The organism is Tropicimonas marinistellae, assembly GCF_001509585.1.
Lineage (GTDB): Bacteria > Pseudomonadota > Alphaproteobacteria > Rhodobacterales > Rhodobacteraceae > Tropicimonas > Tropicimonas marinistellae.
Map to the genome: position 1 here is coordinate 66,592 of NZ_LNCI01000001.1, position 25,776 is coordinate 92,367.

21 protein-coding genes and 1 tRNA gene are annotated in these 25,776 nt (G+C 61.4%); 11 read left to right on the plus strand and 11 right to left on the minus strand.

Features of this window, described 5'->3' with window-relative positions:
* Positions 1–18: 18 nt before the first annotated feature.
* From ARC39_RS00275 to ald, 3 genes are all read right to left on the minus strand, one after another.
* Positions 19–1,020, minus strand: a complete 1,002-nt coding sequence (locus ARC39_RS00275) for an ABC transporter permease (RefSeq protein WP_068108318.1) — start codon at positions 1,018–1,020, stop codon at positions 19–21.
* Positions 1,017–2,543 (minus strand): sugar ABC transporter ATP-binding protein, encoded by a 1,527-nt coding sequence (locus ARC39_RS00280; RefSeq protein ID WP_068108321.1) that lies wholly within the window; start codon positions 2,541–2,543, stop codon positions 1,017–1,019. The genes ARC39_RS00275 and ARC39_RS00280 overlap by 4 nt, the downstream gene beginning before the upstream one ends.
* Positions 2,544–3,344: 801 nt before the next feature.
* Positions 3,345–4,463, minus strand: a complete 1,119-nt coding sequence (gene ald / locus ARC39_RS00285) for an alanine dehydrogenase (RefSeq protein ID WP_068108324.1) — start codon at positions 4,461–4,463, stop codon at positions 3,345–3,347.
* Between the two features lie 141 nt (positions 4,464–4,604).
* Here ald and ARC39_RS00290 point away from each other — a divergent pair, with 141 nt between their 5' ends.
* Entirely contained in the window at positions 4,605–5,066 is a 462-nt protein-coding gene (locus ARC39_RS00290) for an Lrp/AsnC family transcriptional regulator (RefSeq protein ID WP_368085960.1), read from the plus strand.
* A gap of 82 nt (positions 5,067–5,148) precedes the next feature.
* Here ARC39_RS00290 and ykgO read toward each other — a convergent pair whose 3' ends face one another.
* Positions 5,149–5,274 (minus strand): type B 50S ribosomal protein L36, encoded by a 126-nt coding sequence (ykgO, locus tag ARC39_RS00295; protein ID WP_068108327.1) that lies wholly within the window; start codon positions 5,272–5,274, stop codon positions 5,149–5,151.
* Between the two features lie 84 nt (positions 5,275–5,358).
* Positions 5,359–5,433, minus strand: a tRNA-Val gene (locus ARC39_RS00300).
* Between the two features lie 162 nt (positions 5,434–5,595).
* On the opposite strand from ARC39_RS00300, the gene ARC39_RS00305 reads away from it, so the two are divergent.
* Entirely contained in the window at positions 5,596–6,459 is an 864-nt protein-coding gene (locus tag ARC39_RS00305; RefSeq protein ID WP_068108330.1) for an N-formylglutamate amidohydrolase, read from the plus strand.
* A gap of 10 nt (positions 6,460–6,469) precedes the next feature.
* Here the strand turns inward: ARC39_RS00305 and ARC39_RS00310 are convergent, their stop codons facing one another.
* From ARC39_RS00310 to ARC39_RS00320, 3 genes are read right to left on the minus strand one after another with little or no spacing between them, the layout of a single operon-like run.
* A complete protein-coding gene (locus tag ARC39_RS00310) occupies positions 6,470–7,504 on the minus strand; it encodes an ABC transporter substrate-binding protein (protein WP_068108333.1) in 1,035 nt (344 codons plus the stop codon).
* A complete protein-coding gene (locus tag ARC39_RS00315) occupies positions 7,501–8,904 on the minus strand; it encodes a sensor histidine kinase (RefSeq protein WP_068108336.1) in 1,404 nt (467 codons plus the stop codon). The genes ARC39_RS00310 and ARC39_RS00315 overlap by 4 nt, the downstream gene beginning before the upstream one ends.
* Positions 8,897–9,568 (minus strand): response regulator transcription factor, encoded by a 672-nt coding sequence (locus ARC39_RS00320; protein ID WP_068108339.1) that lies wholly within the window; start codon positions 9,566–9,568, stop codon positions 8,897–8,899. The genes ARC39_RS00315 and ARC39_RS00320 overlap by 8 nt, the downstream gene beginning before the upstream one ends.
* Before the next feature lie 191 nt (positions 9,569–9,759).
* Here ARC39_RS00320 and ARC39_RS00325 point away from each other — a divergent pair, with 191 nt between their 5' ends.
* The 3 genes from ARC39_RS00325 to ARC39_RS00335 all read left to right on the plus strand — a co-directional run bounded on the left by ARC39_RS00325 (position 9,760) and on the right by ARC39_RS00335 (position 12,814).
* On the plus strand, positions 9,760–10,749 hold the full coding sequence (locus ARC39_RS00325; protein WP_068108341.1) for a Bug family tripartite tricarboxylate transporter substrate binding protein: 990 nt from the start codon (positions 9,760–9,762) through the stop codon (positions 10,747–10,749).
* 85 nt (positions 10,750–10,834) lie between these two features.
* Entirely contained in the window at positions 10,835–11,266 is a 432-nt protein-coding gene (locus tag ARC39_RS00330; RefSeq protein ID WP_068108344.1) for a tripartite tricarboxylate transporter TctB family protein, read from the plus strand.
* 9 nt (positions 11,267–11,275) lie between these two features.
* Positions 11,276–12,814, plus strand: a complete 1,539-nt coding sequence (locus tag ARC39_RS00335) for a tripartite tricarboxylate transporter permease (RefSeq protein WP_068108347.1) — start codon at positions 11,276–11,278, stop codon at positions 12,812–12,814.
* A 43-nt stretch (positions 12,815–12,857) separates the two neighbouring features.
* Here ARC39_RS00335 and ARC39_RS00340 read toward each other — a convergent pair whose 3' ends face one another.
* Positions 12,858–14,111, minus strand: coding sequence for a DNA polymerase IV (locus ARC39_RS00340; RefSeq protein WP_068108351.1), 1,254 nt, complete (start codon positions 14,109–14,111; stop codon positions 12,858–12,860).
* A 214-nt stretch (positions 14,112–14,325) separates the two neighbouring features.
* Here ARC39_RS00340 and ARC39_RS00345 point away from each other — a divergent pair, with 214 nt between their 5' ends.
* The 4 genes from ARC39_RS00345 to ARC39_RS00365 all read left to right on the plus strand — a co-directional run bounded on the left by ARC39_RS00345 (position 14,326) and on the right by ARC39_RS00365 (position 17,906).
* Positions 14,326–15,369, plus strand: coding sequence for a GlxA family transcriptional regulator (locus tag ARC39_RS00345; RefSeq protein ID WP_068108354.1), 1,044 nt, complete (start codon positions 14,326–14,328; stop codon positions 15,367–15,369).
* A gap of 95 nt (positions 15,370–15,464) precedes the next feature.
* The gene (locus ARC39_RS26575) at positions 15,465–15,827 is read left to right on the plus strand and encodes a YMGG-like glycine zipper-containing protein (RefSeq protein WP_068108356.1); all 363 of its coding nucleotides are present in this window, start codon (positions 15,465–15,467) and stop codon (positions 15,825–15,827) included.
* Positions 15,828–16,365: 538 nt separating this feature from the next.
* Positions 16,366–17,238, plus strand: coding sequence for an SDR family oxidoreductase (locus ARC39_RS00360; RefSeq protein WP_068108361.1), 873 nt, complete (start codon positions 16,366–16,368; stop codon positions 17,236–17,238).
* Positions 17,235–17,906, plus strand: coding sequence for a hypothetical protein (locus ARC39_RS00365; RefSeq protein WP_068108364.1), 672 nt, complete (start codon positions 17,235–17,237; stop codon positions 17,904–17,906). Before ARC39_RS00360 ends, ARC39_RS00365 begins: the two co-directional genes overlap by 4 nt.
* 313 nt (positions 17,907–18,219) lie before the next feature.
* Here ARC39_RS00365 and ARC39_RS00370 read toward each other — a convergent pair whose 3' ends face one another.
* Positions 18,220–19,755 (minus strand): phospholipase D-like domain-containing protein, encoded by a 1,536-nt coding sequence (locus tag ARC39_RS00370; RefSeq protein ID WP_149866258.1) that lies wholly within the window; start codon positions 19,753–19,755, stop codon positions 18,220–18,222.
* A 170-nt stretch (positions 19,756–19,925) separates the two neighbouring features.
* Here ARC39_RS00370 and ARC39_RS00375 point away from each other — a divergent pair, with 170 nt between their 5' ends.
* Both ARC39_RS00375 and cueR read left to right on the plus strand, forming a co-directional pair.
* Complete coding sequence (locus tag ARC39_RS00375) at positions 19,926–22,436, plus strand: heavy metal translocating P-type ATPase (RefSeq protein ID WP_438273247.1); 2,511 nt, start codon at positions 19,926–19,928, stop codon at positions 22,434–22,436.
* Between the two features lie 10 nt (positions 22,437–22,446).
* Entirely contained in the window at positions 22,447–22,872 is a 426-nt protein-coding gene (cueR, locus tag ARC39_RS00380) for a Cu(I)-responsive transcriptional regulator (RefSeq protein ID WP_068108370.1), read from the plus strand.
* Positions 22,873–23,309: 437 nt separating this feature from the next.
* On the opposite strand, the gene gyrB is transcribed toward cueR, so the two are convergent.
* A complete protein-coding gene (gene gyrB / locus ARC39_RS00385) occupies positions 23,310–25,727 on the minus strand; it encodes a DNA topoisomerase (ATP-hydrolyzing) subunit B (protein ID WP_068108373.1) in 2,418 nt (805 codons plus the stop codon).
* Between the last annotated feature and the right edge of the window lie 49 nt (positions 25,728–25,776).

The window sequence follows — 25,776 nt, forward strand, 5'->3', positions numbered from 1 at the left end:
ACCGCCGGAGCCGGTCGTTCACTTCTTGCGCGACATGTCGGCATAGACGGCAAGGATGATGATCGCGCCGGTTGCGACGGTCTGCCATTCCTGCGCCACGGACATGACCCGAAGGCCGTTGGTCAGGACCGACATGATCAGCGCACCGATCAGCGTCCCGAGGATCGTGCCGCGCCCGCCGGCAAGCGATGTGCCCCCGATCACCACCGCGGCGATGGCCTCCAACTCGTAGCCTAGCCCCAGGGCCGGTTGCGCGGAGTTCAGACGCGAGGCGATGAGCACGCCGGCGATGCCGCAGATCGCTCCCGCAAAGGTATAGATGGCGATCTTCCACCGGTCGGCATTCACGCCGGAGAGCCGCACAGCTTCTTCGTTGGAGCCGAGCGCATAGGTGTAACGTCCCAGCACCGTTCTGCTCAGGACATAGGCGACCCCGATGGCAACCAGAAACAGGATCAACACGCCGTTGGGGATCGGAAGGCCGGGAATGACCTCGCCAATCAGCGAACCGCGGGAGATCTTGTCGAACCCTGGTGTGTCGTTGAAATAGATCGGGCGGGTGCCGGAGATCACGAGGCTGAGCCCCTTCAGGATCAGCATCATACCCAGCGTGGCGATGAAGGGCGGGATCTTCATCTTGGCAACGAACGTACCTGAGCAGAAGCCGCAGAACGCGCCCGCGCCGATGCCGGCGACCACGCCTACGGGCAGTGGAAGCCCCCAATACGTTAGGAAAACACCGCAGATCACCGCGCAGAACGTCATCATCGTGCCGATGGAGAGGTCGATGCCGCCCGTGATGATGATCAGCGTCACGCCAATTGCCAGCACACCGATGACCGAGGTCGCCTGCAGGATGGCGATCATGTTCGACATCTGCATGAAGTTCGGCGAGCCTAACGAGAAACCGATCAGCAGCATGATGAGGCTGGCGAAGGCCAGCAGTTTCTGGTGAGCGCCGGATTTGATGAGACCGGCAAGAAAGCCGCCTTCCTTCTTGGCATCAACGGAGGCTGTCATTGGATGTATCCCGCGTTTTGTTGGTTCGTGTCGCGTTGGGTCGCGAGCGTCATGATGTCTTCTTGGGTGGTGCCTTCGCCGCCTGGGAGGATGCCGGTGACGCGGCCCTCGCACATCACCAGAATTCGATGGCTGAGGCGCATGACTTCGGGGAGTTCAGATGAGATCATGATGACGGCCTTGCCTCGGGCCGTCAGGTCTTCGATGAGCCTGTAGATCTCTGCCTTCGCGCCCACATCGATACCGCGCGTGGGCTCGTCGAAAATGAAGATGTCGCAATCCCTCAGCAACCACTTGCCAACAACAATCTTCTGCTGGTTGCCGCCCGACAGGAGCCTCACCTCCTGATGAATGGAGGGCGTCCGGATATTGAGTTTGTCGACCATCTCCTGTGTCGCGGTGTCAATCTCGCTTTCGTTCAGCACGCCCAATTGGGACGTGAAGTTCTCGAGATTCGGCATGGCGGTGTTGGCTGCGACATCCATCGTGATCGCAAGACCGTAACGTTTGCGATCCTCGGATAGATACCCAATCCCTGCCTTCACGGCGTCATGTGGTGAGGTGATGTGCCGTTTCTCGCCGCCGACGAAGACCTCGCCGGCGTCCAGCGGATCGGCTCCAAAAATCGCGCGCGCCACTTCCGTGCGACCAGCTCCCATGAGTCCGGCAAAGCCCAGGACCTCGCCCCTGTGCAGTTTGAAGCTCACGTCGCGGATCTCCTTGCCGCGATTGAGGCCGCGAACCTCCAGGGCAACAGGCACATCTGAGATTTCAGGAACGACGAGCGGATCGTGCTGGACCTTGCGACCTACCATCATGGCGATGATCTGGTCGACCGGTGTTTCCTTGGCGTCGACGGTTCCAACGTACTGACCGTCCCGCATGACCGTGACCCGGTCCGCGATCCGTTTCAGTTCGTCCATCTTGTGGCTGATGTAGACGATGCCGACGCCATTTGCCTTCAATTTGTTGATAATGTTGAACAGGTCGGCAATCTCTGCATCGTTCAGCGCAGCTGTCGGCTCGTCCATGATCAGCACTTCGGAGTTGAACGAGAGCGCTTTGGAGATCTCGATCATTTGCTGCTTGGCGATCGTGAGATCCCCGACCACCGTTTGCGGATCGAGATCGAGGTGCATGGATGAGAAGAGCGTCGCGGCCTTCCGATTCATCTCCGCATCGTCGATCCGGCCGAAGGAAAGCCGCGGCTCGCGTCCGATGAAGATGTTTTGCGCGGCGGACAGGTCCATCATCAAGCTGAGTTCCTGATGGATGATCCCGATTCCGAGCGCTTGCGCTTCTCGCGGGCCTACTGGCTCTTCAGGTTTGCCTCGGATCAGGATTTCGCCGGCATCTTTCTTGTAGATGCCCGAAAGAACCTTCATCAGCGTGGATTTCCCTGCGCCGTTCTCTCCCATCAGTGCATGGACTTCGCCCTTGTAGAGCTCGAGGCGAGCGTCCTTGAGGGCCTGGACCCCGGGGAAGCCCTTGTCGACTCCGATCATCTCGACGATTTTGTCCATCTGCGCGCTCCAACTGTCGCCTCGTGGGCCGCAGGATGGGCGCAGCAGAGTCGTCAATGGGCGTTGCAGGTTCCAGTCCTTCAGCGCCGGGTAGCGGTGCTACCCGATGAACCTGTGATCTCCTCCCAAAGAACGAAACTGAAGCCCTCCTCAAGGCCCCGAATGCCGCTCCGGCCGTTCCTTCAATCTGGTGGCCGGCGCTGTTTCGAACCGGTTCGATGACATGTGATCACCGCGTGACTGTTATGTCAATACTCTCGTGTCGCGCAACGTCAGTTCCGTTTGGGTAGGTGGTTTCGTCAAGGTGGGGTGTTGATGCGGGGTGATGTGTTAATTACATTAAATCAAAAGGTTATTGGTTGTAAGGGGTGTCTGTTGGGTGGGGTGTGGGTGCAATTGGGAGGTTTCGCCGATGAGTGGGTGACCTGTTTGGGTGCGCGTTGCGGCAATTCGCGCAAAATCGAAACGGTGCAATTTTTGGTGAATCGATCGCCGGCGACTATCCCTCGCGCTCCGTGTCTTCGCGGATACCGCAGCCTGAAGAGCAATCTGTCGAGTCGTCACCCTGCGAATAGACCCGGGCTTGTCAGTGCGGGCCGAGCCAACGGGTCGTTCTGCGCGTAGCAGTGGCGCGTGAATCGCGCCACGCCATTCGCACAGCGTCCGCCTAGAGTTCGTCGGCCCGTGCTGGGCGTCTCAGCTATGTCCGAGCCCCGTCGTTGCGCTGGTCGCCAAAGGATGTCCGCGCGGGCGGGTCGTGAGACCACGGCAGCCGAATATCCTCCAGTGCGGATTCGTGCGCTACTCCGCCAACACCTTGTCGGCACTCTGGTAATCGAGGTCGAGCGCTTCCGCCACCGCCGCACATGTGATCCGGCCATTCCAGACGTTGAGACCGTTGCGAAGGTGCGGGTCTCGCCGCAGAGCCTCTTGCCAGCCCAGATCTGCCATGCGCAATGCATGGGGCAGCGTGACGTTGTTGAGCGCATAGGTCGACGTGCGGGCGACCGCACCAGGCATGTTGGCGACGCAATAATGCACGATTCCGTCGACCTCGAATGTGGGTTCTGCGTGCGTGGTGGGATGGGAGGTTTCGAAACAACCGCCCTGATCGATTGCAACGTCGACAAGCACCGCCCCGGGCTTCATCGTCGCGAGGTCGGCCCGCGTGACGAGTTTGGGAGCGGCCGCTCCGGGGATTAGGACAGCACCGACGACAAGGTCGGCTTCGGCGACCAGTTCGGCCACGCGGGTGCGCGTGGAATAGGCGGTCTTGGCGCGGCTCTCGAAATGGATCGCTAGGCGCTCCAGTACGTCCGGGTTGCGGTCCAGGATGGTGACGTCTGCGCCCAGCCCAACGGCCATCTGTGCCGCATTGAAGCCAACGACACCGCCGCCCAGCACAACGACGCTGGCTGGTCGAACACCTGGCACGCCGCCCAAGAGAACGCCGCGGCCCCCATGTGCCTTTTCCAGTGCTGTCGCGCCTGCCTGCACAGACATGCGGCCTGCGACCTGACTCATCGGCTTCAACAACGGCAGGCCGCCAGACGGGCTGGTAACCGTCTCGTATGCTATGGCCGTAACGCCGGACGCCATCAGCGCACGCGCCTGATCAGGGTCGGGAGCGAGGTGCAGATAGGTGTAGAGAAGTTGCCCAGGGCGCAGCATTTTGCATTCGGCGGGTTGCGGCTCTTTGACCTTCACGATCATTTCGGCGCCCGCAAATACCTCCGACGCGGTATCTGAGATAGTTGCGCCGGCCGCACGATAGGCGCTGTCGTCAGCGCCGATGCCGATCCCGGCGTTCGTCTCCACCTGCACGGAATGACCGTGTGTTACAAGTTCGGCGACGGATTCGGGCGTCAGGCCCACGCGGTATTCGTGATTCTTGATTTCTTTGGGAACGCCAATCAGCATGTCGGGTTTCCTCCTCCCTGGCATATTGGTGCGCTTGCAATGAGTTTGCCTCTGAATTCGCGGCTGCGGGTCCGAATTTCGCGTGTGTTTCGGTGCTTTCTCGGCATAAGTTCCGAAAAATCGTGGAAATGGGTGAATATCATGCTGGACCGGTTCGACGCACAGATACTCCGTGAGTTGCAGAAGGAGTCGCAGATTCCAGTTGCACAATTGGCGGAGCGCATTGGCCTGTCCACGTCGGCCTGTCACCGAAGGGTAAAACTGCTGGAATCGGGCGGCATGATCGAAGGGTATTCGGCACGGGTCAATCCGCGTGCCCTGGGGCTGGATCTCGAAGTCTTCGTCGACATCACCCTGACGTCCCAGAGCCAGGAGACCATGAATGCATTTGAGCGCGCCGTCATGCTATACGACGAGATCCTCGAATGCGTGCTGACGACCGGGACGGCGGACTACATCCTGCGCATTGTCGCGCGCGATGTGTCGGACTACGACAATATCCACCGGAACTGCCTCGCGCGCCTGCCGGGCGTGTCGGGCATGCAGACGTCGTTCGCACTCCGGTCGATCAAACGTTGGCGGGGCTATCCGGTGCCGGGGTAGGGCGCGCCATGAAGTGGGACCACAATAGAAGAAGGCCGCGGAAAACCGCGGCCTCTTTCGAATGCGTCGTGCGTTTCGCTGATCAGCCCTGGCGGGCCTTGTAGCGACGCTGGGTCTTGTTGATCACGTATACGCGGCCCTTGCGGCGCACGATACGGCAATCCCGGTGCCGCGTCTTCAGCGAGCGGAGCGAGTTGCGAACCTTCATGGTCGTCCCTTTCTCTGTCTCGGGCGCTGAACGGCGCCGTTGGTTTCGGTTGTGGGCCGACAAGTGCCTGACCCGAATTCGTCATGGTGGGCGGTACTGGGATCGAACCAGTGGCCCCTACGATGTCAACGTAGTGCTCTACCGCTGAGCTAACCGCCCGGACCGTTGCCGACTCGGCGCCGCCATGCCCTTCTCCACAAAGGAAAAGGACGCGGGCCGTGTCCGCGTCGGTGCAGCGCCGTATAAAGCGAAGGTCGAAGAGGTTCAAGGGCTTTTGGCAGGCGAAAATATGTCGCTATATGGGGGGGCCAAGGAGACGCCATGACGACGCCGACCTACCGACTGGATATGCCACGGGAGCACACCACGGGTGTGATCTTCGCTTCCCCCCATAGTGGCCGAGAATATACATGGGATTTTCTGCGGAAATCGGTGCTCGATGAGATGTCGATCAGGTCCTCCGAGGACGCCTTCGTGGACCGCCTGTTCGACACGGCGCCCGGCCTCGGTGCGCCGTTGCTCGCGTCGCTTGCTCCACGCGCGTATGTGGATCTCAACCGCGGATCGGACGAGATGGACCCGGCCGTTGTCCGGGGGGTGCGCGCAGTCACCCATAACCCGCGGGTAACGTCGGGTCTCGGAGTGATTCCCCGCGTTGTGGCCAACGGTCGGGCAATCTACAGCGGTAAGCTGGAACTGGCAGAGGCACGTGCGCGCCTTTCGGAGGTCTGGCGGCCCTATCACACGCAGTTGCAGGCGCTGATCGACACGAGCAAATCAGAATTTGGAAGTGCTATCCTGATCGACTGCCATTCGATGCCGCACGAGGCGGTGCAGGCGATGTCAGGACCGAACGGACGTAAACCGCACGTGGTGCTGGGTGATCGCTTTGGTGCGGCTTGCTCTCCCGACATCATGGATCGCGTTGAAGCGGCCTTTTCAGGGGCGGGGTTGCGGGTCGCGCGAAATGCGCCCTTTGCGGGTGCTTTCATTACGCAGCACTACGGACGGCCATCGCGCCAGCAACACGTGATTCAGGTTGAAATCGACAGGGCGCTCTACATGGACGAGGGGCGTATTCGCCCCAGCAAGGATTTCACCGGTTTTCGCGAAACGATTCGTGGCGTCATCGGCGAGATCGTCACGATCGGTCGGCCCCGATCCATGCCATTGGCCGCCGAATAAGCCCGTCGTATCAAGGGATCTGGGTCGAGAAGAAGGATCGGCTCCAAAATGCAAGAAATCGCTCGCGGGTGCCCCGGTCCAGTGCGACGAGCAGGGGCGGCGCAAGGGCGACAAAGCGTTTGGCGCTCGGCAAGAGGCCAGTTTCGGACGGATCATCGGGATAGATCATCCCTGAACGGGCAAGCAGGTTTTGTCCCTCGCGGGAGAGCAGGAAATCCAGCAATTTCTGTGCAGCATCAGGATTCTTCGCACCCGTCGTGATCATGTAGGCGCGTGACAGGAAGACGGTGTAGTCCTCCGGAAGAATGACGCCGACATTGGGTGCGGCGGCGTTTTGCACGTAGGACCCCAAGACGTTGTAACCCAAAAGAAATCGCGCCTCCGATACGGCATCGATGATCTCGGCAGAGCAGCAGGTCGCGACGGCCTCCGTCCGTGCGAAACCCTCCAGAAGCGAGCCAAAGGTGGTTGCTTCGAGGCTGTCGCTAAAGGCGTAGAGGTAGCCGAGTCCGGACGCTTCGATATCGTATGTCGCAATCCGGTTTCGGTAGGAGTCCGGTTTGCGCCGCATCAGATCGAGAAGGTCGAAACGGCTGCGTGGCACGTCTTCGGGGGCGACGTGTTCAGTGTTGTAGATCAACACGGCAGGTTCCTCGGTGATACCCCACAGCTCGTCGCGCCAGCGCCGGGTGGGGGCGAGCGCATCGGTCAGGGCAGAGCGATAGCTCCGCGCGCAGGCGCTATTGACCAAGCCAACCATGTGGTGAACGGCCGAGGAGAAGACGGCGTCGGCGGCATCGATTTCGCCCGCGCAGGCGCGCCGCGTATTCTCCTGCAGGGCATTTGAGCCCCATTGTTCATAGTCGATCCGGATTTGCGGGTTTTCCGCTATGAACCCGTCCAGGACGGGCGCGATGATGGCAATGTCGGTCGTCGATCGCACGTTAAGCCTCTGTGCGCCGGTACCGAATTGTACCGTCGCCTCTTGCGCGGCTGCGTGGCCGCTTGCAAGCATCGACACGCAAAGGAAGAGCCGGAGGATCATTCGCGGGCGCCTCCGGAACGCGGCAGGCACAAGGACGCCCGAAAGCCACGGGATGTCGGCTCCATTTCGAGCGTCCCGCCGAAAGCTGCGGCGACCTCGGTCACGATGGAAAGCCCAAGGCCCGTGCCGCTCTCCCGCGTCGATCCGGAGCGTTCGAATCGGCGTTGGCCCTGCGAGAGTGCCGCCTCTCCCGGCCCGGACCCGGCATCCTCCACCCAGAGCCACGCGTCGGTGGTCGATGTGCTTACGCCAACGCGTACTGGTGGTTTGCCGTATTTTAGCGCGTTCGACAGTAGGTTCGCGGCGGCTTGCTCAAGAGAAAACGCGTCGGCGCGGACCATTGCCGGCGCCTCGCCAATCGACAATTCCACCTCGACGTCGGGGGCGAGGTATTCGTGATCGCGGGTTTCGACGACGCCCAAAGCGATATCGCGAAGGTCAAGCGTTTCGCGTGGTTGAGATTCGGTGCGATGAATGACGAGGGCTCGCGCCAGTAGTTGGTCGAGCAGGTTGCCAAGGGAGCGCGTTCGGCGCAGCAGCCGTTGCAATGAAGCCGTCGCGAGCGCACGTTCGTCTGTCTCGACCGCCATCTCAGCATGCGCACGAATGGCGGCCACGGGCGTGCGGAGTTGGTGTGCAGTATCGGAGATCAGATGCTGCATCGACTCGACCTGCCGGTCGAGCCGCCCCATGAAACGGTTCATGGCATTGACGATCACGCCAACTTCGGACGGTACGTTCGTTGCATCCATCGGCGTCAGGTCATGCGGGTCGCGTCCCGACAAGTCCTGCGCGATAGTCGCGAGCGGGCGCATGGCAGAACGGATCACGAAAAAGGCGCTCAACATCAATGCCAGGCCAGCCGCGACTGCCGGGATCAGCGCATGCAGCACGAGATCGAGCGCCATAGCCTTGCGGGCCTGCAAGGTGTGCCCGACCGTAACCGTCACGACACCCGAAAAATCCAGCTCCGCGAACCGACGGGTAAGCTGTACGAAACGCGCATCTTCACCCTGCATTGCGCCGTCGAAGAAGACAGTTTCCGACCGGCGCGCCGTCGATGGCGGCGTGGGAGCCCAAGCGTGGCCAGTGATAAGAGTGCCTTCCGGACCGCGCAACGCATAGGCAATCCTGTCGTCGGGCGCCTGTGCCAGCAACTCGAACGCGGAAACCGGAAGGTCTGTCGCCGGCCCGCCGTCGACGATGCGAATGGTTTCGGCAATGTCAGTTGCAGCGCCCAGCAAAAGCCGGTCGTAGGACTGGCGTGCGGCCTGTGTGCCGTTCTGCCAGGCGACAATCGCGACGATCAGGCCGCCAAGAAAAAACAGCGTCAGAACCGCGATCAGGACGCGACCGACGAGACTGCGCTGCCGAAACACTCGGCGCGACAAGTTATCCATCGCACTCGATCCTGTAGCCGACGCCGCGCAGCGTCTTGATCGAGACCGGGCTTTCGGCGAGCTTCTTTCGCAATCGCGCAATGTAGAGTTCGATGGCGTTCAATCCCACGTCGGCGTCGCTGAACGTATAGAGTCCGTCATAGAGCCGTTCCTTGCTCAGCACTTGGTCCGGCGTGCGCATCAGTAGCCCCAACAGGGCTGCCTCGCGTCGGGTCAGGCCAAGCCGGTTGCCGCCAAGCGTGGCTGTCATTTGGGACGGCGAGAACTCCAGCGGGCCGAGGACAAGCAGATCGGTCTTCTGTTCGGCCTGCCGGCGAACAAGGGCGCGCAGCCGAGCTTCCAGTTCGCGCTGATCGAACGGCTTTATCAGGTAGTCATCTGCCCCTAGATCCAGCGCGTTCACACGGTCGTCCACGGCCATCAGGGCGGTGAGCATGAGCACTGGTGTCCCGTCCCCGCGACCGCGCAATTCGCGCAATAGGTCGGTCCCCGATCCGTCTGGAAGATTGATGTCGAGCACGAGCGCATCGTAGCGCTGCACGGCAAGGAAATCCCGCGCCTCCGAGACGCTGGGAGCCGCATCGCACGCCACGCCGGATTGGCCAAGGCGCGCGACGATCGCCTCGGCAAGATCGGTAGCGTCTTCGACCAGCAGGACGCGCATTGATAACCTGTCCCTCCCAACTGCCGTGGAAACCCACGATCTGTCCCGCTGACAGGTTGGCGACAGGTTTCTGCGGTAGCTCCTTTCCTTAACCCGCGCGCGGCAGGCCTGCAAAGGGCGGCGTGACGAAGCGGGGAAGGATGGCGGCGCGAGGCATTCAGCCAGCGCCGCGAGACAGGAGGAGGAAAAACATGAAACTCAACGCAGCTCGCGTAGCCCTCGCTGCGGCAATCCTTGGCGCATCTGCGCTGACGGCGACCGCACAGGATTTCAGCCCTGAAAACCCCGAATGCATCGCGCCGGCGAACCCGGGTGGCGGGTGGGACTTCACCTGCCGGCAGGTTGGCAAGTCCTTGCAGGATCTCGGCCTGATCGAGAAGACGATGCAAGTCGTGAATCTCGCCGGCGGTGGTGGCGGCGTGGCATTCGCGGAAGTGGTGAACAAGCGTGGTGATGACAATGATCTGATCGTTGCCGCCTCGTCGGCCACGGCAACCCGCTTGGCGCAAGGCGCCTATCCCGGAAACACAATGGACCAGGTTCGCTGGCTCGCGTCCATTGGCGCCGACTATGGAGTCATAGCGGTGGCGGCAGATAGCGAGATCGCTGACCTTCCGGGACTTCTCGACATGATCAAGAACGATCCTGCCTCCATCTCCGTCGCCGGTGGTTCGGCCGTGGGCGGTTGGGATCACCTGAAGGTTCTAATCGCGGCGAACGCCTACGGAATCGAGGACGTTCGTTCCGTGAAATACATCGCATTCGATGGCGGTGGCGAGGCGGTGACACAACTGCTGGCCGGGTCGGTGCAAGCCTTCACCGGCGACATCTCGGAGGCGAAAGGTTTCGTCGATAGCGGCGACATTCGTGTGATCGCAATCCTTGCGCCTGAGCGCCTGGGCGGCGAGTTTGCCGATTTCCCGACTGCAAAGGAACAGGGGATCGATGCCATCGGCGCCAACTGGCGCGGATTCTATGCGCCTGGCGGAATGAGCGACGAGGCATATGATGGCTGGGTTGCCAAGGTCTCGGACCTTTATGCGAGCGACGAGTGGAAAGAGGTAATGGCCGCCAACGGTCTGGCGCCGCTCGACCTGCAAGGCGAGGCATTCCAGAGCTTCGTTGCCGACTCGGTCGCTCAGATCCAGCAGATCTCGAAAGATATCGGCATTATCAAGTAATCGCCAATTTGGCGTGATCTTGAGGGGTGCCGCAACATGCGGCGCCCCTCGCATACATCCATCCCCGCCGCCAAAGGAGATCCGCATGAGCGATCGCATATTCGGGGTCTTCGGCATTCTTCTTGCCATCGGTTTCGCGCTGTCGGCCATGGCGATCGAGGAGAGCTTTCTCTCCGATGCCGTCGGCCCCAAGGCCTTTCCCCTGATCATCGCCGCAATCCTGGGCCTTTCGAGCCTCTTCATCCTGCTGCGCCCGGACGAAGAACCGAGTTGGCCCTCGCTCGGCCGCTTCGCCGAGGTTGCAGGCGCCATCGTCGTCATGATCCTCTACGCGGAGTTCCTTCCCGTAGCCGGTTTCGTCATCGCGACGGCCGTCGCTGCGGCTTATCTCTCGTGGCGCCTGGGTTCGAGCGTGCTTTCCGCTCTGGCGACCGGGGTGGGTACATCCGTGGGCATCTATGTCGTCTTTCACCTCATCCTCGGACTGTCGCTCGCGCGCGGCCCGTTTGGCTTCTGAGGCGGACGCATGGATACCCTGTCACAACTCGCAGACGGCTTTGCCATTGCCCTCACATGGCAGAACCTGCTTCTCGCGCTCCTTGGTTGCTTCCTCGGCACTGTCATGGGCGCTCTTCCAGGCCTCGGCCCGTCAAACGGTGTCGCCATTCTCATTCCGCTGGCGTTCACCATGGGGCTCGGCGCAACTCCGTCGCTGATCTTGCTGACGTCAGTCTATTACGGTGCGATGTACGGCGGTCGTATATCGTCCATATTGCTCAACATACCCGGTGACGAGCCGGCGATGATGACCTGTCTAGACGGCCACCCAATGGCCCGAAAGGGCATGGCCGGTGAGGCACTTTCGCTGTCGGGCGTGGCTTCCTTTGTAGGCGCCTTCCTGGCCACCTGGGGCCTTATCCTGCTCGCGCCGCAACTGGTCAAAATCGCCCTGTTGTTCGGACCGGCGGAGTACTTCGCGCTCTTTGCCCTGGCATTCATGACCCTGGGAGGTGTCTCGTCCACCAACCAGGCGAAATCCGCCTTCGCTGCAGCGCTGGGCCTCGGTCTCGCGACCATCGGTGTCGATACGCAAACAGGCGTGCCGCGCTTCACGTTCGGCGAGGTCCACCTCTATGACGGGCTGGATTTCTTGGTCGCCATCGTCGGCCTGTTTGCGTTGTCGGAGGTCTTCATCTTCCTTGAAGAACGCCACGGAAGCGCGGAGGCTGATGCACACCAGTTGAAGGTTGGCCGCCTGACGCCGCCATTGTCGATGCTGAAGCAATGCACGCCAACAATGTTGCGCACGTCGCTGCTAGGCTTCATTGCCGGAGTGTTGCCGGGAGCTGGCGCTTCGCTCGGCTCGTTCATCTCCTATTCGATGGAGAAGCGGTTGGTCGACAAGGAAGGCACCTTCGGAACCGGCGATCCGCGCGCGGTCGCAGCGCCGGAGGCAGGCAACAACGCGGCTGCTGGTGGAGCGCTTGTGCCGATGCTGGCGCTCGGAGTTCCTGGCTCCGGAACCACCGCTGTTCTGCTCGCGGTTCTCCTTTCGCTCAACATCACGCCGGGGCCGTTGCTCTTTGCCAACAATCCGGATGTTGTCTGGGGCCTGATCGCGGCGCTGTTCATCGCGAATTTCATGCTGCTGGCAATGAACATCCCAATGGTGGGTCTGTTCACCCGCCTTCTGCTGATCCCGCCGCGAATCCTGATGCCGATCGTCGCGATGGTGTCATTTGTGGGCATCTACGGGATATCCGGATCCTCTTTCGATCTGCTCGTGATGATCGGGTTTGGGATTATGGGCTGGGTGTTGCGCAAACTCGACGTGCCTTTGGTGCCAATCATCCTGGGTACCCTCCTGGGCAATGCGATGGAGAACAACCTGCGCCGCGCGATCACCATCGACAATGGCAACTGGTGGACTCTGATCGAGAGCCCGTTGTCCATTGCGCTCTGGGTGGTTGCCATTGTCGGCTTCGTCTTGCCGTTGCTTATTGGCCGCAAGGTCAAGGCGCAGATGCACGAACGCCGCGACCAGGAAGGCGCGATCTCGGACTGATTAGCCACGACTTCGGCCGGTTGCGCATGCTGCCGGCCGCGTCTCAGCGCAGAGCACGGCCTTTCAGGATTGCATCATGCCCAAAGCGCTCGCGAATGGCGTCGCTCGCGCGCTCCGCGCGTGCACGCCGTTGCGCTTGCGGGTCCAGAAGATCGCCGGAAAGGTCGGCCTCCGCATCCGGCACAAGATCCGACAGGCCGACACCAATCAGCCGGAACGGCCCGCGATCTCCGACTTGATCGTACAACTCGCGCGCGGCCCGATAGAGACGATCAGCCATTTGCGTCGGGTCTTCGAGCGTCCGGCGACGGGTAAGCAGAGCGTGGTTTGCCCGTTTCAGCTTGAGTTGCACCGTCCGTCCGGCAATCCCCTTGGCCTTGGCACGGTCAGTCACCTTCTCTGACAGGCGCCAGAGGTGGCCGTCGAGAATGTCGGCGTCAGCGGTATCCTCGAAGAATGTCATCTCGTTGGAGATCGACTTCACCGGCGCATTCCGGTGGACACGGCGGGCGTCCTGGCCCCGCGCAAGGTGCCACAGCCGGTCGCCAGATGCACCAAAACGGGCGTGCAATTCCTTGCGGTCCCAGCGTCGGAGATCCTCGAAGGTTCGGATGCCGGCGCGTGCAAGCGAGTCCTGAAATGCTTGCCCTACGCCCCAGATCATCCGCACTGGCTTATCACGCAGGAACGAGTCTGTTTCAGCCGCGCCGATGACAGAGAAGCCGCGTGGCTTGTCCAGATCAGAGGCAACCTTGGCAAGAAATTTGTTGTGGCTGAGCCCCACGGAGCCGGAGAGTCCGAGTTCGTCTTCCATCCGCTTGACCAGCCGCGCCAGCATGATTGCTGGCGGCGCGTGGTGCAGCCTGGCGGTGCCGCTGAGGTCGAGGAATGCCTCGTCTAGCGACAGCGGCTCGATGGCCGGAGTCATCTCTTCCATCATCGCGCGAATGGCGCGTGATGCCTCCACGTAAGCCTTGCCGCGCGGCTTGATAACCACAGCGTCGGGGCAAAGCTTCAGCGCTTTAAACATCGGCATTGCCGAGCGCACACCATACGTGCGCGCGACATAGCAGCAGGTGGAAACAACGCCCCGTTTGCCACCGCCGACTATTACCGGCTTGTCGGCAAGCGACGGGTCATCCCTCTTCTCGACCGATGCATAGAACGCGTCGCAATCCATGTGCGCGATAGACAGGTCGAACAATTCTGGATGCGTCACGATGCGCGGAGACCCGCAGGCCGGACAACGGCGGCCCGTGTCGAAGGGCGTAAGGCAGTCGCGGCAGAGCGCAGCCATGGAGACATCGGTTTCGATTACTTCGGGTGCCCTACAAATACGGGACTGGATGGGAACAAAGCAACGTGAATGAGTATCGCACTGCCCAAACATGCCGCTGTCCGAGCCTACATCTGACGGAGATCACACGGGTGGCGGGGTATACATCCGTTTGGCAGAAATCGTGGGGTTGTTGTCCTAACCGTCGTCACGATGAATGGTGTAGTGTCGGGCCATGAAGCAGAACCCCACTTGCCTGACACACGAGCGCGAACGCAACGTCGTGATGGTCACTTTTCCAGAAGCGCATATTCTGGATGTCGTTGGCCCGATCGAGGTCCTGACCGGCACCAAGTACTTCCTGCCGCAAGGTCCGGAGCCCTATGTCGTTTCCGTGGTGGCACAAAACGTCGGTCCGGTGGCAACGACATCCGGACTGTCGCTGACTGCGAACCGCAGCTTCATGGATGCCCTGACAGACGAAAGCCACATTGACACTCTGATTGTCAGTGGCGGGCATGGCACAACGGCGGCGCTCGAGGACGAGGCGCTTATGACGTTCGTAAGTCGCGCGGCCGCGCGGTCGCGTCGGATCGTGTCAATCTGCACTGGGGCGATGATCCTGGCCGAGGCCGGTTTGCTCGATAACAGGCGTGCCTGCACACATTGGTGGTGGTGCCCGATCCTCGAACGGCGCTATTCGAATGTTCAGGTGGATCGCGACGCGATATTCGTCCGCGACGGAAACATCTGGACGTCCGCCGGCGTGACTGCTGGGATGGATCTCGCCCTTGCTCTGGTCGAAATGGACTGGGGGCATGAAATCGCGCTGCAGGTCGCGCGATACAACGTCATGTTCATGATGCGTCCCGGCGGCCAATCGCAGTTCAGCGCTCACCTGGTGGCTCAACAGGCCGAAGATCCGGCAATCAATGCGACGATCGACCATATCCTCGGTAATCCGGGCGATCCTCTGACAGTCACCGCGCTCGCCGCGCGAGCCTGTCTGTCCGAACGCACCTTCGCAAGGCGGTTCAAGGAGGAAACCGGGATTACGCCCGCGGCCTATGTCGAAACCGTCCGGGTTCAGGCCGCGCGCGTGTTGCTCGAAACGACCGGGCACGGGGTTGAGCGGATTGCGCGAAAGACCGGTTTCCTGAGTGCCGAACGAATGCGCCGGGCCTTCCAGCGTCACTTGGGCGTATCTGCCAGCGACTACCGCGAACGATTCAGTGGGGCGCCTTCGGGAGATCCGCCGATCCGAGACAACCCCGGCTGACCTAAACCCCATACCAGCAACCTTACCCGATCCCGCGCAGATCCTATCCGATTTGCGCGATCCATCCACTATGTCCAAATTCGAGGTAATTCTCAATGAAACCAACGCTCTATTTCATCCTTGCGTCTGCCTTTCTGTCCGCCTGCGCAGGAAGCGGGGCTGACTACACACCGATCTTAGATGGTGCGCCATCGGAGGAATTCGGGACGGACCTGGCCGCTTGCCAGGCCCTCGCTCGAAATCAGCGGCAATTCGATCAGGAAACGGCGGGAGCCGCAGTGCTCGGAGCAGGCGCCGGAGCGCTGCTCGGATCAGCAGACGAGGAGGCTGACGCGGCCGGTGGAGCCGTTGCCGGGGCTTTTGCGGGTGCCGCCGCGGGCGCCGTGAATGCGAGCGACCGCAGAGAAGCAATAGTCGTGGAGTGCCTTCGGGGTCGAGGTCATCGAGTTGTTGGCTGAAGCCGGGCACCCCACACAGCTTTGGAGAAAGCAATGAACCTTTCCCCCGAATATCCGCTCGGGCGCTTGGCCAATCTGTTTGGCCTTCTCTCTCCCGGTTCCGGCTCCGGGCGCTCGCGTCGCTCAACGCCGTCGCTTCCGACAACGCGGTGGCTTCGTCGCGACATCGGTCTGCCTGGCCCGGACCCTCAGCCTGCGGTCACTTTGGCGTTCGGCGTGATGATTTGAGGGGCGGCCGGTCATTCAGAAACGACGTCAAATCCAATCGCTATCTCGGCCGCGGCACAGGGAACCCTACCGGCGGGTTGCAGGTCGCCTCGGCGGTGGCGTCGCGGGAGCATGGGGTAGTGACCGACCTTGGACCGCGCCCCGTACAGGTTGCGGAGGCATCGGCGTGAACACCCTCCCGTCGGAGGTAAGTGCTGCCAATCAATCGGCGCCCGAGCGCGGCCTCTCGCGACCCTCGTAACCCCATTGAGGCTCGCAGTCGTGCCGGCCGTTGGCGTGACGTGGGCACGCATACTTGAAAGGACTTACCATGAGCACTGTTGTCGTCGCGGGAGCGTCCGGGTACCTCGGGACATTCCTCGTCTCCGCCTATCTTGCGCGGGGATGGAAGGTTCGGGCCCTCGTTCGCAACGCCCCGCGCGCCGAAGCGCGGGGATTGGCACGCGAGCAGATCGTCGTGGCGGATGCCACGGATCCGGAATCGCTGCGTGGTACGATGGAGGGCGCAACCCTTGTTGTCAGTGCGCTCGGCATCACGCGGCAACGCGATGGGCTGAGCTATCGCGATGTAGACTACCAGGCCAATGTTCACCTTTTGAATGAGGCACTCGCCGCGGGTGTTCCTCGTTTCTGCTATGTGCATGTAATGAACGCCAGGGCGATGGCGAACGTCTCGCTAGTGGCCGCGAAACAAGCCTTTGTCGACGTGTTGCGCGCCGCACCACTGCGTTCCACGGTGGTTTGTCCGAGCGGGTACTTTTCCGATATGGAGGATTTCCTCTCGATGGCGCGATCCGGGCGCGTGTGGCTCTTCGGCAGCGGTACGTTGCGGCTCAACCTGATTCATGGGGCCGATCTGGCGGAGGCAGTCGTCGACGCGGTCGAAACAGGACGGGAGACGCTGGAGGTTGGTGGAACCGATACGTTCACACAACAAGACCTCGCTCGGCTGGCGTTCAAGGCGCTTGGCAAACCCCCTGCGATCTCCAGCTTGCCGGATTGGATCCGCCGAACTGTCTTGCGGATTCTGCCAGTAGCGACCCCGCGCGATATTCGGGGGCCGGCACAGTTTTTTCTGACAGCGATGGGTCGCGACATGGTTGGAGATTCCTATGGCAACCGCCACCTCGCCGAGCATTTTCGCTCCGTCGTCACCGGAATCATTGAAGGCGTTGGGAGATGACGCTGAGACAATCGGGTAGCCTTGCCGCCTTTGGCGCTGCCGGGACCTACGGAGTCGGAGTCGCCCTGTTGATCCTTGTGTTGATACCGGCCGGCTACGGTTTCGACCCGACGGCGGCGGAGGAGGCTGTTGGGTTTCTCATGCGTAACTCCGAAATGATGATTGCGTGGAACACAATCGTCTACGTGCTGAACGCGATCCTTCTTGGCGTCCTCGTCGTCGCGCTCCACGAACTGATCTCGTCCGAAGCGCCTCAACTCATGCGGGTCTCATCGCTCTTCGGGATGGTTTGGGTCGGCCTGCTGCTGGCCGCCGGCATGGTCGCGAATAGCGGTCTCGCGGCGGTTGCGTTCATCGTGCGAGAGGACGTTCACGCCGCAACCGTCCTATGGCAAGTACTTCGCGCCGTGGAGGACGGTTTGGGTGGCGGAAACGAGATCGCTGGCGCGCTCTGGCTCGCAGGGAGCATGATCGCGGCTCGATCCCTGCCTGTCGCGGTGCGAATGCTTGGCATCGCAGCCGGCGCGGCAGGACTGGCAACGTTGGTACCCGCTCTGTCGAGGCCGATGGGGGCGGTCTTCAGGTTTGCAACGCTGGCTTGGTTTGTGGCCATAGGAGTTGCCCTGAGCCGTGGAACCCGAGGTGAAACCGGCGCCCGCGCCACGTGAGCCCTTCGTCTGGCTGAAGTTGGCAATGGCAAGCTTTCCTGGATAAAACGATCAATCGGTTGTTCGAGCCCTGCCGTTCGTCCTTGTGGCATTCAGTGATGAACGGACGTTGAGGATCATGCGACTGAACGAGGTTGCATGATTTCTGCCAGCACCCGCGCGCGAGTGGAGTCGAACCCGTCCGCTCCGATCCAGTCAAGTGTGCTCACTCGGAAGCCATGCGTAGCGCCCCTGGGGTTCGCGGAGCAGCAACACCGATTGCTTCGCATGAGCTTTCGCTGCGGCGGAAAGCGGAATCGTCGATTGCCGTCCGCTAGAGCTGCCCTTCAACCGGCAACAAGCGGGTGAAGTTCGCAACGAACAGCCGCCACGGGCTTGCCCCCGGTTCGCGGTACTCGACGTCCTGACGGTCGGCCCCCGTATAGATCCATGTCAGATTGCCGTTTTCGTCCAACGCCAACCGATATGCATATTCGTGCATGACGGCGTCGAGCGCATCATGCATTGCCCCACCGGCTTTTTCGTCCGCGATGAATATCCCAATCTCGGTGTTGATCTTGATCGAGCGCGGGTCGAAGTTCAGGGAACCGACAAATAGGTTCTGGGAATCGATCACCGCCAGCTTGGTGTGCATCGTCATCGTGATTTCGGAACCGGGCGGTGCCTCTCCGGTCACGGTCAGGGCGTCAGCTTTGATTTCGTAGAGTTCCACTCCTGCGGCGAGCAGGTCTTTCCGGTGCCGCATGAGCCCTGCGTGTACATAGGGGTGGTTGTTGGATGCCAGCGAATTGGTGACGATCCGGACCCGCACACCCCGCGCGGCCAAATCTCGGAAGAACCTCGCACCCCAATCCTCTGGCACGAAATAAGGGCTAACAAGAATGATCTCGGATGTCGCACGCGACATTGCCGACAAGAGGTCGTTGGCAACGTGGCGTTCACCCTCCTGCACCGGCACTTTCAGTTTTTCTGGCTTGTCGTAGGAAACCTCGATCGGTGCGAAAATCGGTTTGACCCGCCCGCTTCGAACATCCGAAAGATAGGTGGACTCGATGGCGCGTTGATGCAGGCCAGTCAGCGCTTCGGCTCGACGGGCGCGGATCTCCTGCTCGACTGCCCTGTAGTCCAGTGGTTTGGAACGGGATGGGCGCAGAGCCTCAAGGGGAACCGACCATCCGTCGTTCCAGTAAAGGTCGAATTGCTCGCCGATCTCATGGGCGACTGGGCCCGCGAGGAAAATATCGAAATCAGCGAACTCAGAGGACGTATCAACACGGAAATACTCGTCCGCGATGTTGCGCCCGCCGACAATGCACAGGCTTTGGTCGACCACCATCGACTTGTTGTGCATGCGCCGGTTCACCCGCTGGAATTCCCACAAGTAGTTCCAGAACGTCGGACTTTGCCGCGAAAGCGGGTTGATCATCCGGAATTCGATGTTCGGATGTGCGTCGAGCCGCGCGATCTGCCGGTCTTTTGCCGTGGTCAGCGCGTCGTCCAACAGGAAGCGCACCCGCACGCCCCGGTCGGCTGCCTCCAAGAGGGCAACGGCGACCAACGCACCGGCAAGATCGGGCTTCAGCAGGAAATACTGCATGTCGATCGAGTGCTGGGCGGTCTCGATCATGCGGATACGCGCTCCCAGAGCATCGTTTCCGTCCGAGAGAGGAAGTATGGCTGAGTCTCCGGGCCGCGCAGCCAGCGCTCTTGTCAGCGCGGTGTTGGAGTAGTCCGGTAATGGAAGGTCAATCGCCCGGCTTACAACGTTCGGCTCGTCGATTGGAACGGACGTGCAACTTGCAAGCACAATCAGCCCCAGAACCGCCGCTACTCGCCCAACCTTCGCCAAATCCGCTCTCCAACGCGCCAATCGGGAATTCAAAAGACAGTGTCGCGCGGACACCGGAAATGCAACACAGAGAGCGACCTTCCACCGGACACGACACGCAAGGCCACTCTTGACCTTCCAGTTGGTGGAATCTTTATCTGTTGAACCAACAATATGAATCCGAGTCGTTGGTGAGCGATATGAGCACGATAAACCTAACAGTCGAGGGAATGTCCTGCGCGTCCTGCGTTGGCCGCGTCGAACGCACACTTAAGGCCCTGCCGGGGGTCGAAGGAGCGGTCGTGAACCTTGCCAATGAAAGCGCGAGGGTGGAATTCGCCGATCCCGCGGATGTGGTGGAAATCACTGCGGCTCTCGACAGGGCGGGTTACCCGGCGCGCACCGGCGAGGTGACGTTGCGGGTCGAGTCGATGTCCTGCGCTTCGTGCGTCGGCCGGGTTGAGCGCGCGCTGGCGAAGGTACCGGGCGTTCTCGAAGCCACGGTCAACCTTGCCAGCGAGACCGCGCGCGTGCGCTACCTTGAAGGCCCGGTGACGCCGGATAGCTTGGCTCGCGCGGCGACCGAAGCCGGGTATCCAGCCTCACTTCCGCTGGCAGCCGGTGACGCTCCGGACAATACGCGTCGAAAGGTCGCCGAGACGGAGGACCTAAAGCGCCAGACGATTTTTGCCGGAGCGCTCACCTTGCCCGTCGTCCTGCTGGAGATGGGCGGGCATGTCTTCCCCGGGTTTCACGCTTTCGTCGGAAATACCATAGGGCATACGGCAAGCTGGATGATCCAGTTCGTACTAACGAGCATCGTGCTCTTCGGACCGGGACGGCGCTTCTACTTGAAGGGCTTCCCGGCAATTCTGCGCCGCGCGCCGGACATGAACAGCCTCGTGGCCATCGGCACCACAGCTGCCTACGGCTACTCGGTCATCGCTACTTTCCTGCCGTTCCTCCTGCCGGCCGAGACCCGCGCTGTCTACTTCGAGGCCGCTGCAGTCATCGTGGTCCTGATCCTGCTTGGCCGCTGGCTGGAAGCACGGGCCAAGGGGCGCACCGGACAGGCTATTCGTAAGCTCATCGGGTTGCAGGCGAAATCGGCGCTTGTCGAGCGCGATGCCGGCCCGGTCGAGCTTCCGATCGACCAAATCTCCACCGGGGATGTGATCCGCGTGCGCCCGGGCGAACGGATCGCGGTGGATGGCGAGGTCATCTCCGGTGCGACATATGTCGACGAAAGCATGTTGACCGGCGAGCCTATCCCAGTCGCCAAGGGCACCGGCGACAGAGTCGTCGGCGGTACGGTCAACGGTATCGGGGCGATCTCGTTCAGAGCCACCGCGGTGGGTGCCGATACGATGTTGGCGCAGATTATCCGGATGGTCGAGGAGGCGCAGGGCGCCAAACTGCCGATCCAGGGGGTGGTGGACCGTATCACCATGTGGTTCGTGCCCGCCGTCATGGCGCTTTCTGCGCTGACGGTGCTGGTGTGGCTGATCTTCGGACCGCCTCCGGCGCTGACCTATGCGCTGGTAGCCGGGGTTGCTGTCCTGATCATCGCCTGCCCCTGCGCGATGGGGCTCGCCACGCCCACCTCGATCATGGTCGCCACTGGCCGCGCAGCGGAGCTTGGGGTTCTATTCCGCAAGGGTGATGCGCTCCAAAGGTTGCAGGAGGTACAGGTGGTTGCGCTGGACAAGACCGGTACGATCACCGAGGGCAAGCCGGCGCTGACCGACATGGAGCTGGCGCCAGGCCAAGACCGCGATAGCGTTCTGCGCCTCGTGGCCGCCGTGGAGGCAAGCTCCGAACACCCCGTGGCGCAGGCGATCCTGCGCGCGGCGGGTGATCATGCGCCGCTGCCGGGGGTGGATGGGTTCACCTCTATCACCGGATTGGGCGTGCGCGGCACGGTTGAGGGGCGTGACGTCCTCGTCGGCGCCCGCAGGCTTATGGAGCGCGAAGGCATCGAAGCCGGAATATTTGCCACGGCTAGCCAGAGACTGGCGACCGCCGGCAAGACGCCGCTGTTTGCCGCCATCGATGGCGAAATTGCCGCCGTGATCGCGGTTTCCGACCCGATCAAGCCGACATCGCGCACCGCCATCGCCGCGCTGCACGACCTCGGTTTGCAGGTCGCCATGATCACGGGCGACGCACAGGCCACCGCCGATGCAATTGCCGCCGAATTTGGCATTGACCATGTGGCGGCCGAGGTACTGCCCGACGGCAAGGTCACAGCACTCGAAGCGTTGCGCGAGGGCGGACGTAAGCTCGCCTTCGTGGGCGACGGTATCAACGACGCTCCGGCGTTGGCCCATGCTGATATTGGCATCGCCATAGGCACTGGAACCGATGTCGCCATCGAGAGTGCAGATGTGGTGCTCATGACCGGCGATCTGCGGGGAGTGGTAAACGCTTTCGACATCTCCGCGCGGACGATGCGTAATGTCCGGCAGAATCTTGGCTGGGCCTTTGGCTACAACACCGCACTGATCCCGGTCGCTGCCGGCGCTCTCTACCCCTTCTTCGGCCTCTTGCTATCGCCTGCTCTTGCAGCCGGTGCGATGGCGCTCAGCTCGGTCTTTGTTCTCACCAATGCTCTGCGTCTGCGCCGCGTGCAGCCAGTTTTGGGCGACGACCCGCCGCACGTTGAGGCCGAGATACCGCTTACCGCTGCGCCCGCGGAATAGGAGACTTCCAATGAACATCGGAGATGTCGCCCGCCGCTCGGGCCTGCCCGCCAAGACGATCCGCTACTACGAAGACATCGGCCTCGTGATGCCCCTGCGTAGTGAAAACGGCTATCGCTCATTTCGGGACAGTGACCTGCACAAATTGGCTTTCCTCGGCCGCGCGCGGTCGCTGGGCTTCTCCATCGACGATTGCCGAAATCTGCTCGAACTGTACGAGGACAGTTCAAGAGCCAGTGCGGATGTGAAAAAGATCGCCAATGAGCACCTGCTCCAGATCGACGCCAAGATCGATGAGCTACTCGAAATGAAGAGAACACTTAGCCATCTTGTGCATGAGTGCGCCGGGGACAACCGGCCGAACTGCCCGATCCTTGATGACCTGGCTGCGGCAGGCGCGGAACAACCATGCGAAAAGCACGTTTCAAGCACGTGACCCGTGTTGGACCTTGAATTGGCGCTCCAGAAGGCCGGAGATTGAGTTCACATCGAGTCCAATGGGGTGATTGGCTGCCCAAAGTGTTGCGCGGCGTTCACCGATGCAGTTGTCGCAAGTTGGCTGTCCTCGCTCGCTGATCCCGCGCGATCTTTGCCCAAGGGTCTGTGATTAACACGCATTCCGAGCGTTGTTCCGCAAATGTCGAGTGAATCTGCAACCAGCGTCTATAATCGCAACGCCCTTGACTTGCCCCTCGTTGCTCGCGCACCAACGCGCACTCCGGCGGCCCAATGGCACGCTCAACTCGGGCGAGTTCATCGGCACTCAGCGTCGCCTCGCCACGAGAAACCCAAGCCGGTAAATCGGCGCAGGTTTTTGGGCGACAAGGCAGGGCATTGAGGCACGCGCAGTGCTATGCGCGTCCCTACAGGGACTTACGCGTCCAGGTTCTCCACGCTTAGTGCATTGGATTGGATGAACTCCCGCCGCGGTTCGACCACGTCGCCCATTAGTTTGGTGAAGATGTCGTCCGCTTCGGACATGTCTTCGATTCGCACCTGCAGGAGTGTCCGAGCCTCCGGGTCCAAAGTCGTTTCCCAAAGCTGATCGGGGTTCATCTCTCCCAGGCCTTTGTAGCGCTGAAGGCTCAGCCCCTTTTCGCCTTCGGCGAGAATTGCGGCCAGCAACCCGTTTGGACCGTGTATGGCGACCTCCTTGTCTTTGCGAACAAGGTGGGCTGTTTGTCCGTAGGTGTCGCTGAGTGCCTGCGTGTGGGCCCCTAGGCGGCGCGCTTCGCCGGAACGGAGCACCGGTCCATCGAGCCGCCTGATCTCATCTACGCCGCGCACGGACCGCGAGAGACGGATGCCGTTGTCTTGCGTCGGCCGGCCCTGCCAGCCACGTTCGTATTCGACAGATACCAGATCAAGCCGTGCGGCGACGCGGTCGGCCGTACCCTGCAAATCGGCATCGACCTGCCCCGGCACAAAGGCGCCTGCGATGGCAGCCTGCTCAAGAATATGCTGCGGATAGTGAGTGGGAAAAGCGCGGAGCATCCGGCGCACCTGACGGGCTTCCTCGATCACGCGCCGGAGATCCTGGCCGACAATTTCTTCACCTGAGCCCAGGCGGAGCCGGGCCCCGTCGATCCCCATTTCGACGAGGTAGTCGTTGAGGGCGGTTTCGTCCTTCAGATAGACCTCGGACTTGCCACGCGCGACCTTGTAGAGCGGTGGCTGTGCGATGTAGAGGAAGCCGCCTTCGATAATCTCCGGCATCTGGCGGAAAAAGAACGTGAGAAGCAAGGTGCGGATGTGCGCTCCGTCCACGTCAGCATCCGTCATGATGATGATCTTGTGGTAGCGCAGTTTGGATATGTCGAACTCGTCCCGCCCGATACCGGTGCCCATGGCAGTGATCAGCGTGCCGATCTCCTGGCTCGACAGCATCCTGTCGAAGCGCGCCCGTTCCACGTTCAGGATCTTGCCGCGCAACGGGAGCACCGCCTGATTACCGCGAGCGCGGCCCTGCTTGGCCGAGCCGCCGGCGGAGTCGCCCTCTACCAAGAATAGCTCCGATTTGGCAGGATCCTTCTCCTGGCAATCGGCGAGTTTGCCGGGAAGGCTCGCCACATCCATCGCCGTCTTGCGGCGGGTCAACTCGCGGGCCTTTCGGGCCGCTTCCCGGGCCAGCGCTGCCTCGATGATCTTACCGACGATGATCTTTGCCTGGGCCGGGTTCTCCTCGAACCACTCGCCGAGTTTCTCGTTCACCAAACCCTCGACCGCGGGGCGCACTTCGGAACTCACCAGCTTGTCCTTGGTCTGGCTGGAGAATTTCGGGTCCGGAACCTTGACCGAGAGCACGCAGGTCAACCCCTCGCGCGCATCATCGCCGGTGAAGTTGACCTTCTCCTTGCGGGCAATGCCGGAGGAGTTGGCATAGAGGTTGATGGTGCGGGTCAACGCACCACGGAACCCGGCCATGTGGGTGCCGCCATCCCGTTGGGGAATGTTGTTCGTGAAGGGCAGGACGTTTTCGTGATAGCTGTCGTTCCACCACATTGCGACCTCGACCCCGATCCCGTCGCGCTCGCCGGACATGTAGATTGGCTCTTCCATGGTGGAGGATTTGGAGCGGTCGAGATACTTCACGAACTCGCGCACGCCCCCCTCGTAGCACATGTCCACTTCCAGCGGTTCTGCCGGGCGTTCGTCCCTCAGAATGATACGGACGCCGGAATTGAGGAATGCCAGTTCTCGAAGTCGGTTCTCGAGCGTCTTGAAGGAATAGTCGAGATTGGAAAACGTACCGGTGGACGCCATGAAGGTCACTTCTGTGCCCTTTCGGCCCTCGGCGTCACCTACGACTTCCAGGTGCTTGACGCATTCGCCATGTTCGAAGCGCGCGTAGTGTTCCTTGCCGTCGCGCCAGATCCGCAGGTCCAGCCAGTCCGACAACGCGTTCACAACGGAGACGCCAACTCCGTGCAGGCCACCGGACACCTTGTAGGAATTGCTGTCGAACTTCCCGCCGGCGTGGAGCTGGGTCATGATGACTTCTGCCGCACTCACGCCCTCTTCCGGGTGAATATCCACCGGTATCCCGCGGCCGTTGTCGAGCACCGAAACTGAACTGTCGGCGTTAATTGTGACGCTCACTGCATCCGCATGACCTGCAAGCGCCTCGTCGATGCCGTTGTCGACCACCTCGTACACCATGTGGTGCAGGCCGGAGCCATCGTCCGTGTCTCCGATATACATGCCGGGGCGCTTGCGAACGGCCTCCAAGCCCTTGAGAACCTTGATTGATTCTGCGCCGTATTCTTCCGCCCGGTTCGCGTCATCTGACATGCAGCTCATCCTTTCCAAGTATGCAAGTTTATACGAGGTCAGGTGGGGA

What these genes read in the sequence shown, in the direction of transcription:
- ARC39_RS00320 (WP_068108339.1), bottom strand. Translation starts at nt 9,568, where the DNA reads ATGCGCGTCCTGCTGGTCGAAGACGCTACCGATCTTGCCGAGGCGATC.
- ARC39_RS00315 (WP_068108336.1), bottom strand. Translation starts at nt 8,904, where the DNA reads ATGGATAACTTGTCGCGCCGAGTGTTTCGGCAGCGCAGTCTCGTCGGT.
- ARC39_RS00290 (WP_368085960.1), top strand. Translation starts at nt 4,605, where the DNA reads ATGCTGGACCGGTTCGACGCACAGATACTCCGTGAGTTGCAGAAGGAG.
- ykgO (WP_068108327.1), bottom strand. Translation starts at nt 5,274, where the DNA reads ATGAAGGTTCGCAACTCGCTCCGCTCGCTGAAGACGCGGCACCGGGAT.
- ARC39_RS00275 (WP_068108318.1), bottom strand. Translation starts at nt 1,020, where the DNA reads ATGACAGCCTCCGTTGATGCCAAGAAGGAAGGCGGCTTTCTTGCCGGT.
- ARC39_RS00325 (WP_068108341.1), top strand. Translation starts at nt 9,760, where the DNA reads ATGAAACTCAACGCAGCTCGCGTAGCCCTCGCTGCGGCAATCCTTGGC.
- ARC39_RS00330 (WP_068108344.1), top strand. Translation starts at nt 10,835, where the DNA reads ATGAGCGATCGCATATTCGGGGTCTTCGGCATTCTTCTTGCCATCGGT.
- ARC39_RS00310 (WP_068108333.1), bottom strand. Translation starts at nt 7,504, where the DNA reads ATGATCCTCCGGCTCTTCCTTTGCGTGTCGATGCTTGCAAGCGGCCAC.
- ARC39_RS00340 (WP_068108351.1), bottom strand. Translation starts at nt 14,111, where the DNA reads ATGGCTGCGCTCTGCCGCGACTGCCTTACGCCCTTCGACACGGGCCGC.
- ARC39_RS00345 (WP_068108354.1), top strand. Translation starts at nt 14,326, where the DNA reads ATGAAGCAGAACCCCACTTGCCTGACACACGAGCGCGAACGCAACGTC.
- ARC39_RS00365 (WP_068108364.1), top strand. Translation starts at nt 17,235, where the DNA reads ATGACGCTGAGACAATCGGGTAGCCTTGCCGCCTTTGGCGCTGCCGGG.
- ARC39_RS00305 (WP_068108330.1), top strand. Translation starts at nt 5,596, where the DNA reads ATGACGACGCCGACCTACCGACTGGATATGCCACGGGAGCACACCACG.
- cueR (WP_068108370.1), top strand. Translation starts at nt 22,447, where the DNA reads ATGAACATCGGAGATGTCGCCCGCCGCTCGGGCCTGCCCGCCAAGACG.
- gyrB (WP_068108373.1), bottom strand. Translation starts at nt 25,727, where the DNA reads ATGTCAGATGACGCGAACCGGGCGGAAGAATACGGCGCAGAATCAATC.
- ARC39_RS00280 (WP_068108321.1), bottom strand. Translation starts at nt 2,543, where the DNA reads ATGGACAAAATCGTCGAGATGATCGGAGTCGACAAGGGCTTCCCCGGG.
- ARC39_RS00335 (WP_068108347.1), top strand. Translation starts at nt 11,276, where the DNA reads ATGGATACCCTGTCACAACTCGCAGACGGCTTTGCCATTGCCCTCACA.
- ald (WP_068108324.1), bottom strand. Translation starts at nt 4,463, where the DNA reads ATGCTGATTGGCGTTCCCAAAGAAATCAAGAATCACGAATACCGCGTG.
- ARC39_RS26575 (WP_068108356.1), top strand. Translation starts at nt 15,465, where the DNA reads ATGAAACCAACGCTCTATTTCATCCTTGCGTCTGCCTTTCTGTCCGCC.
- ARC39_RS00360 (WP_068108361.1), top strand. Translation starts at nt 16,366, where the DNA reads ATGAGCACTGTTGTCGTCGCGGGAGCGTCCGGGTACCTCGGGACATTC.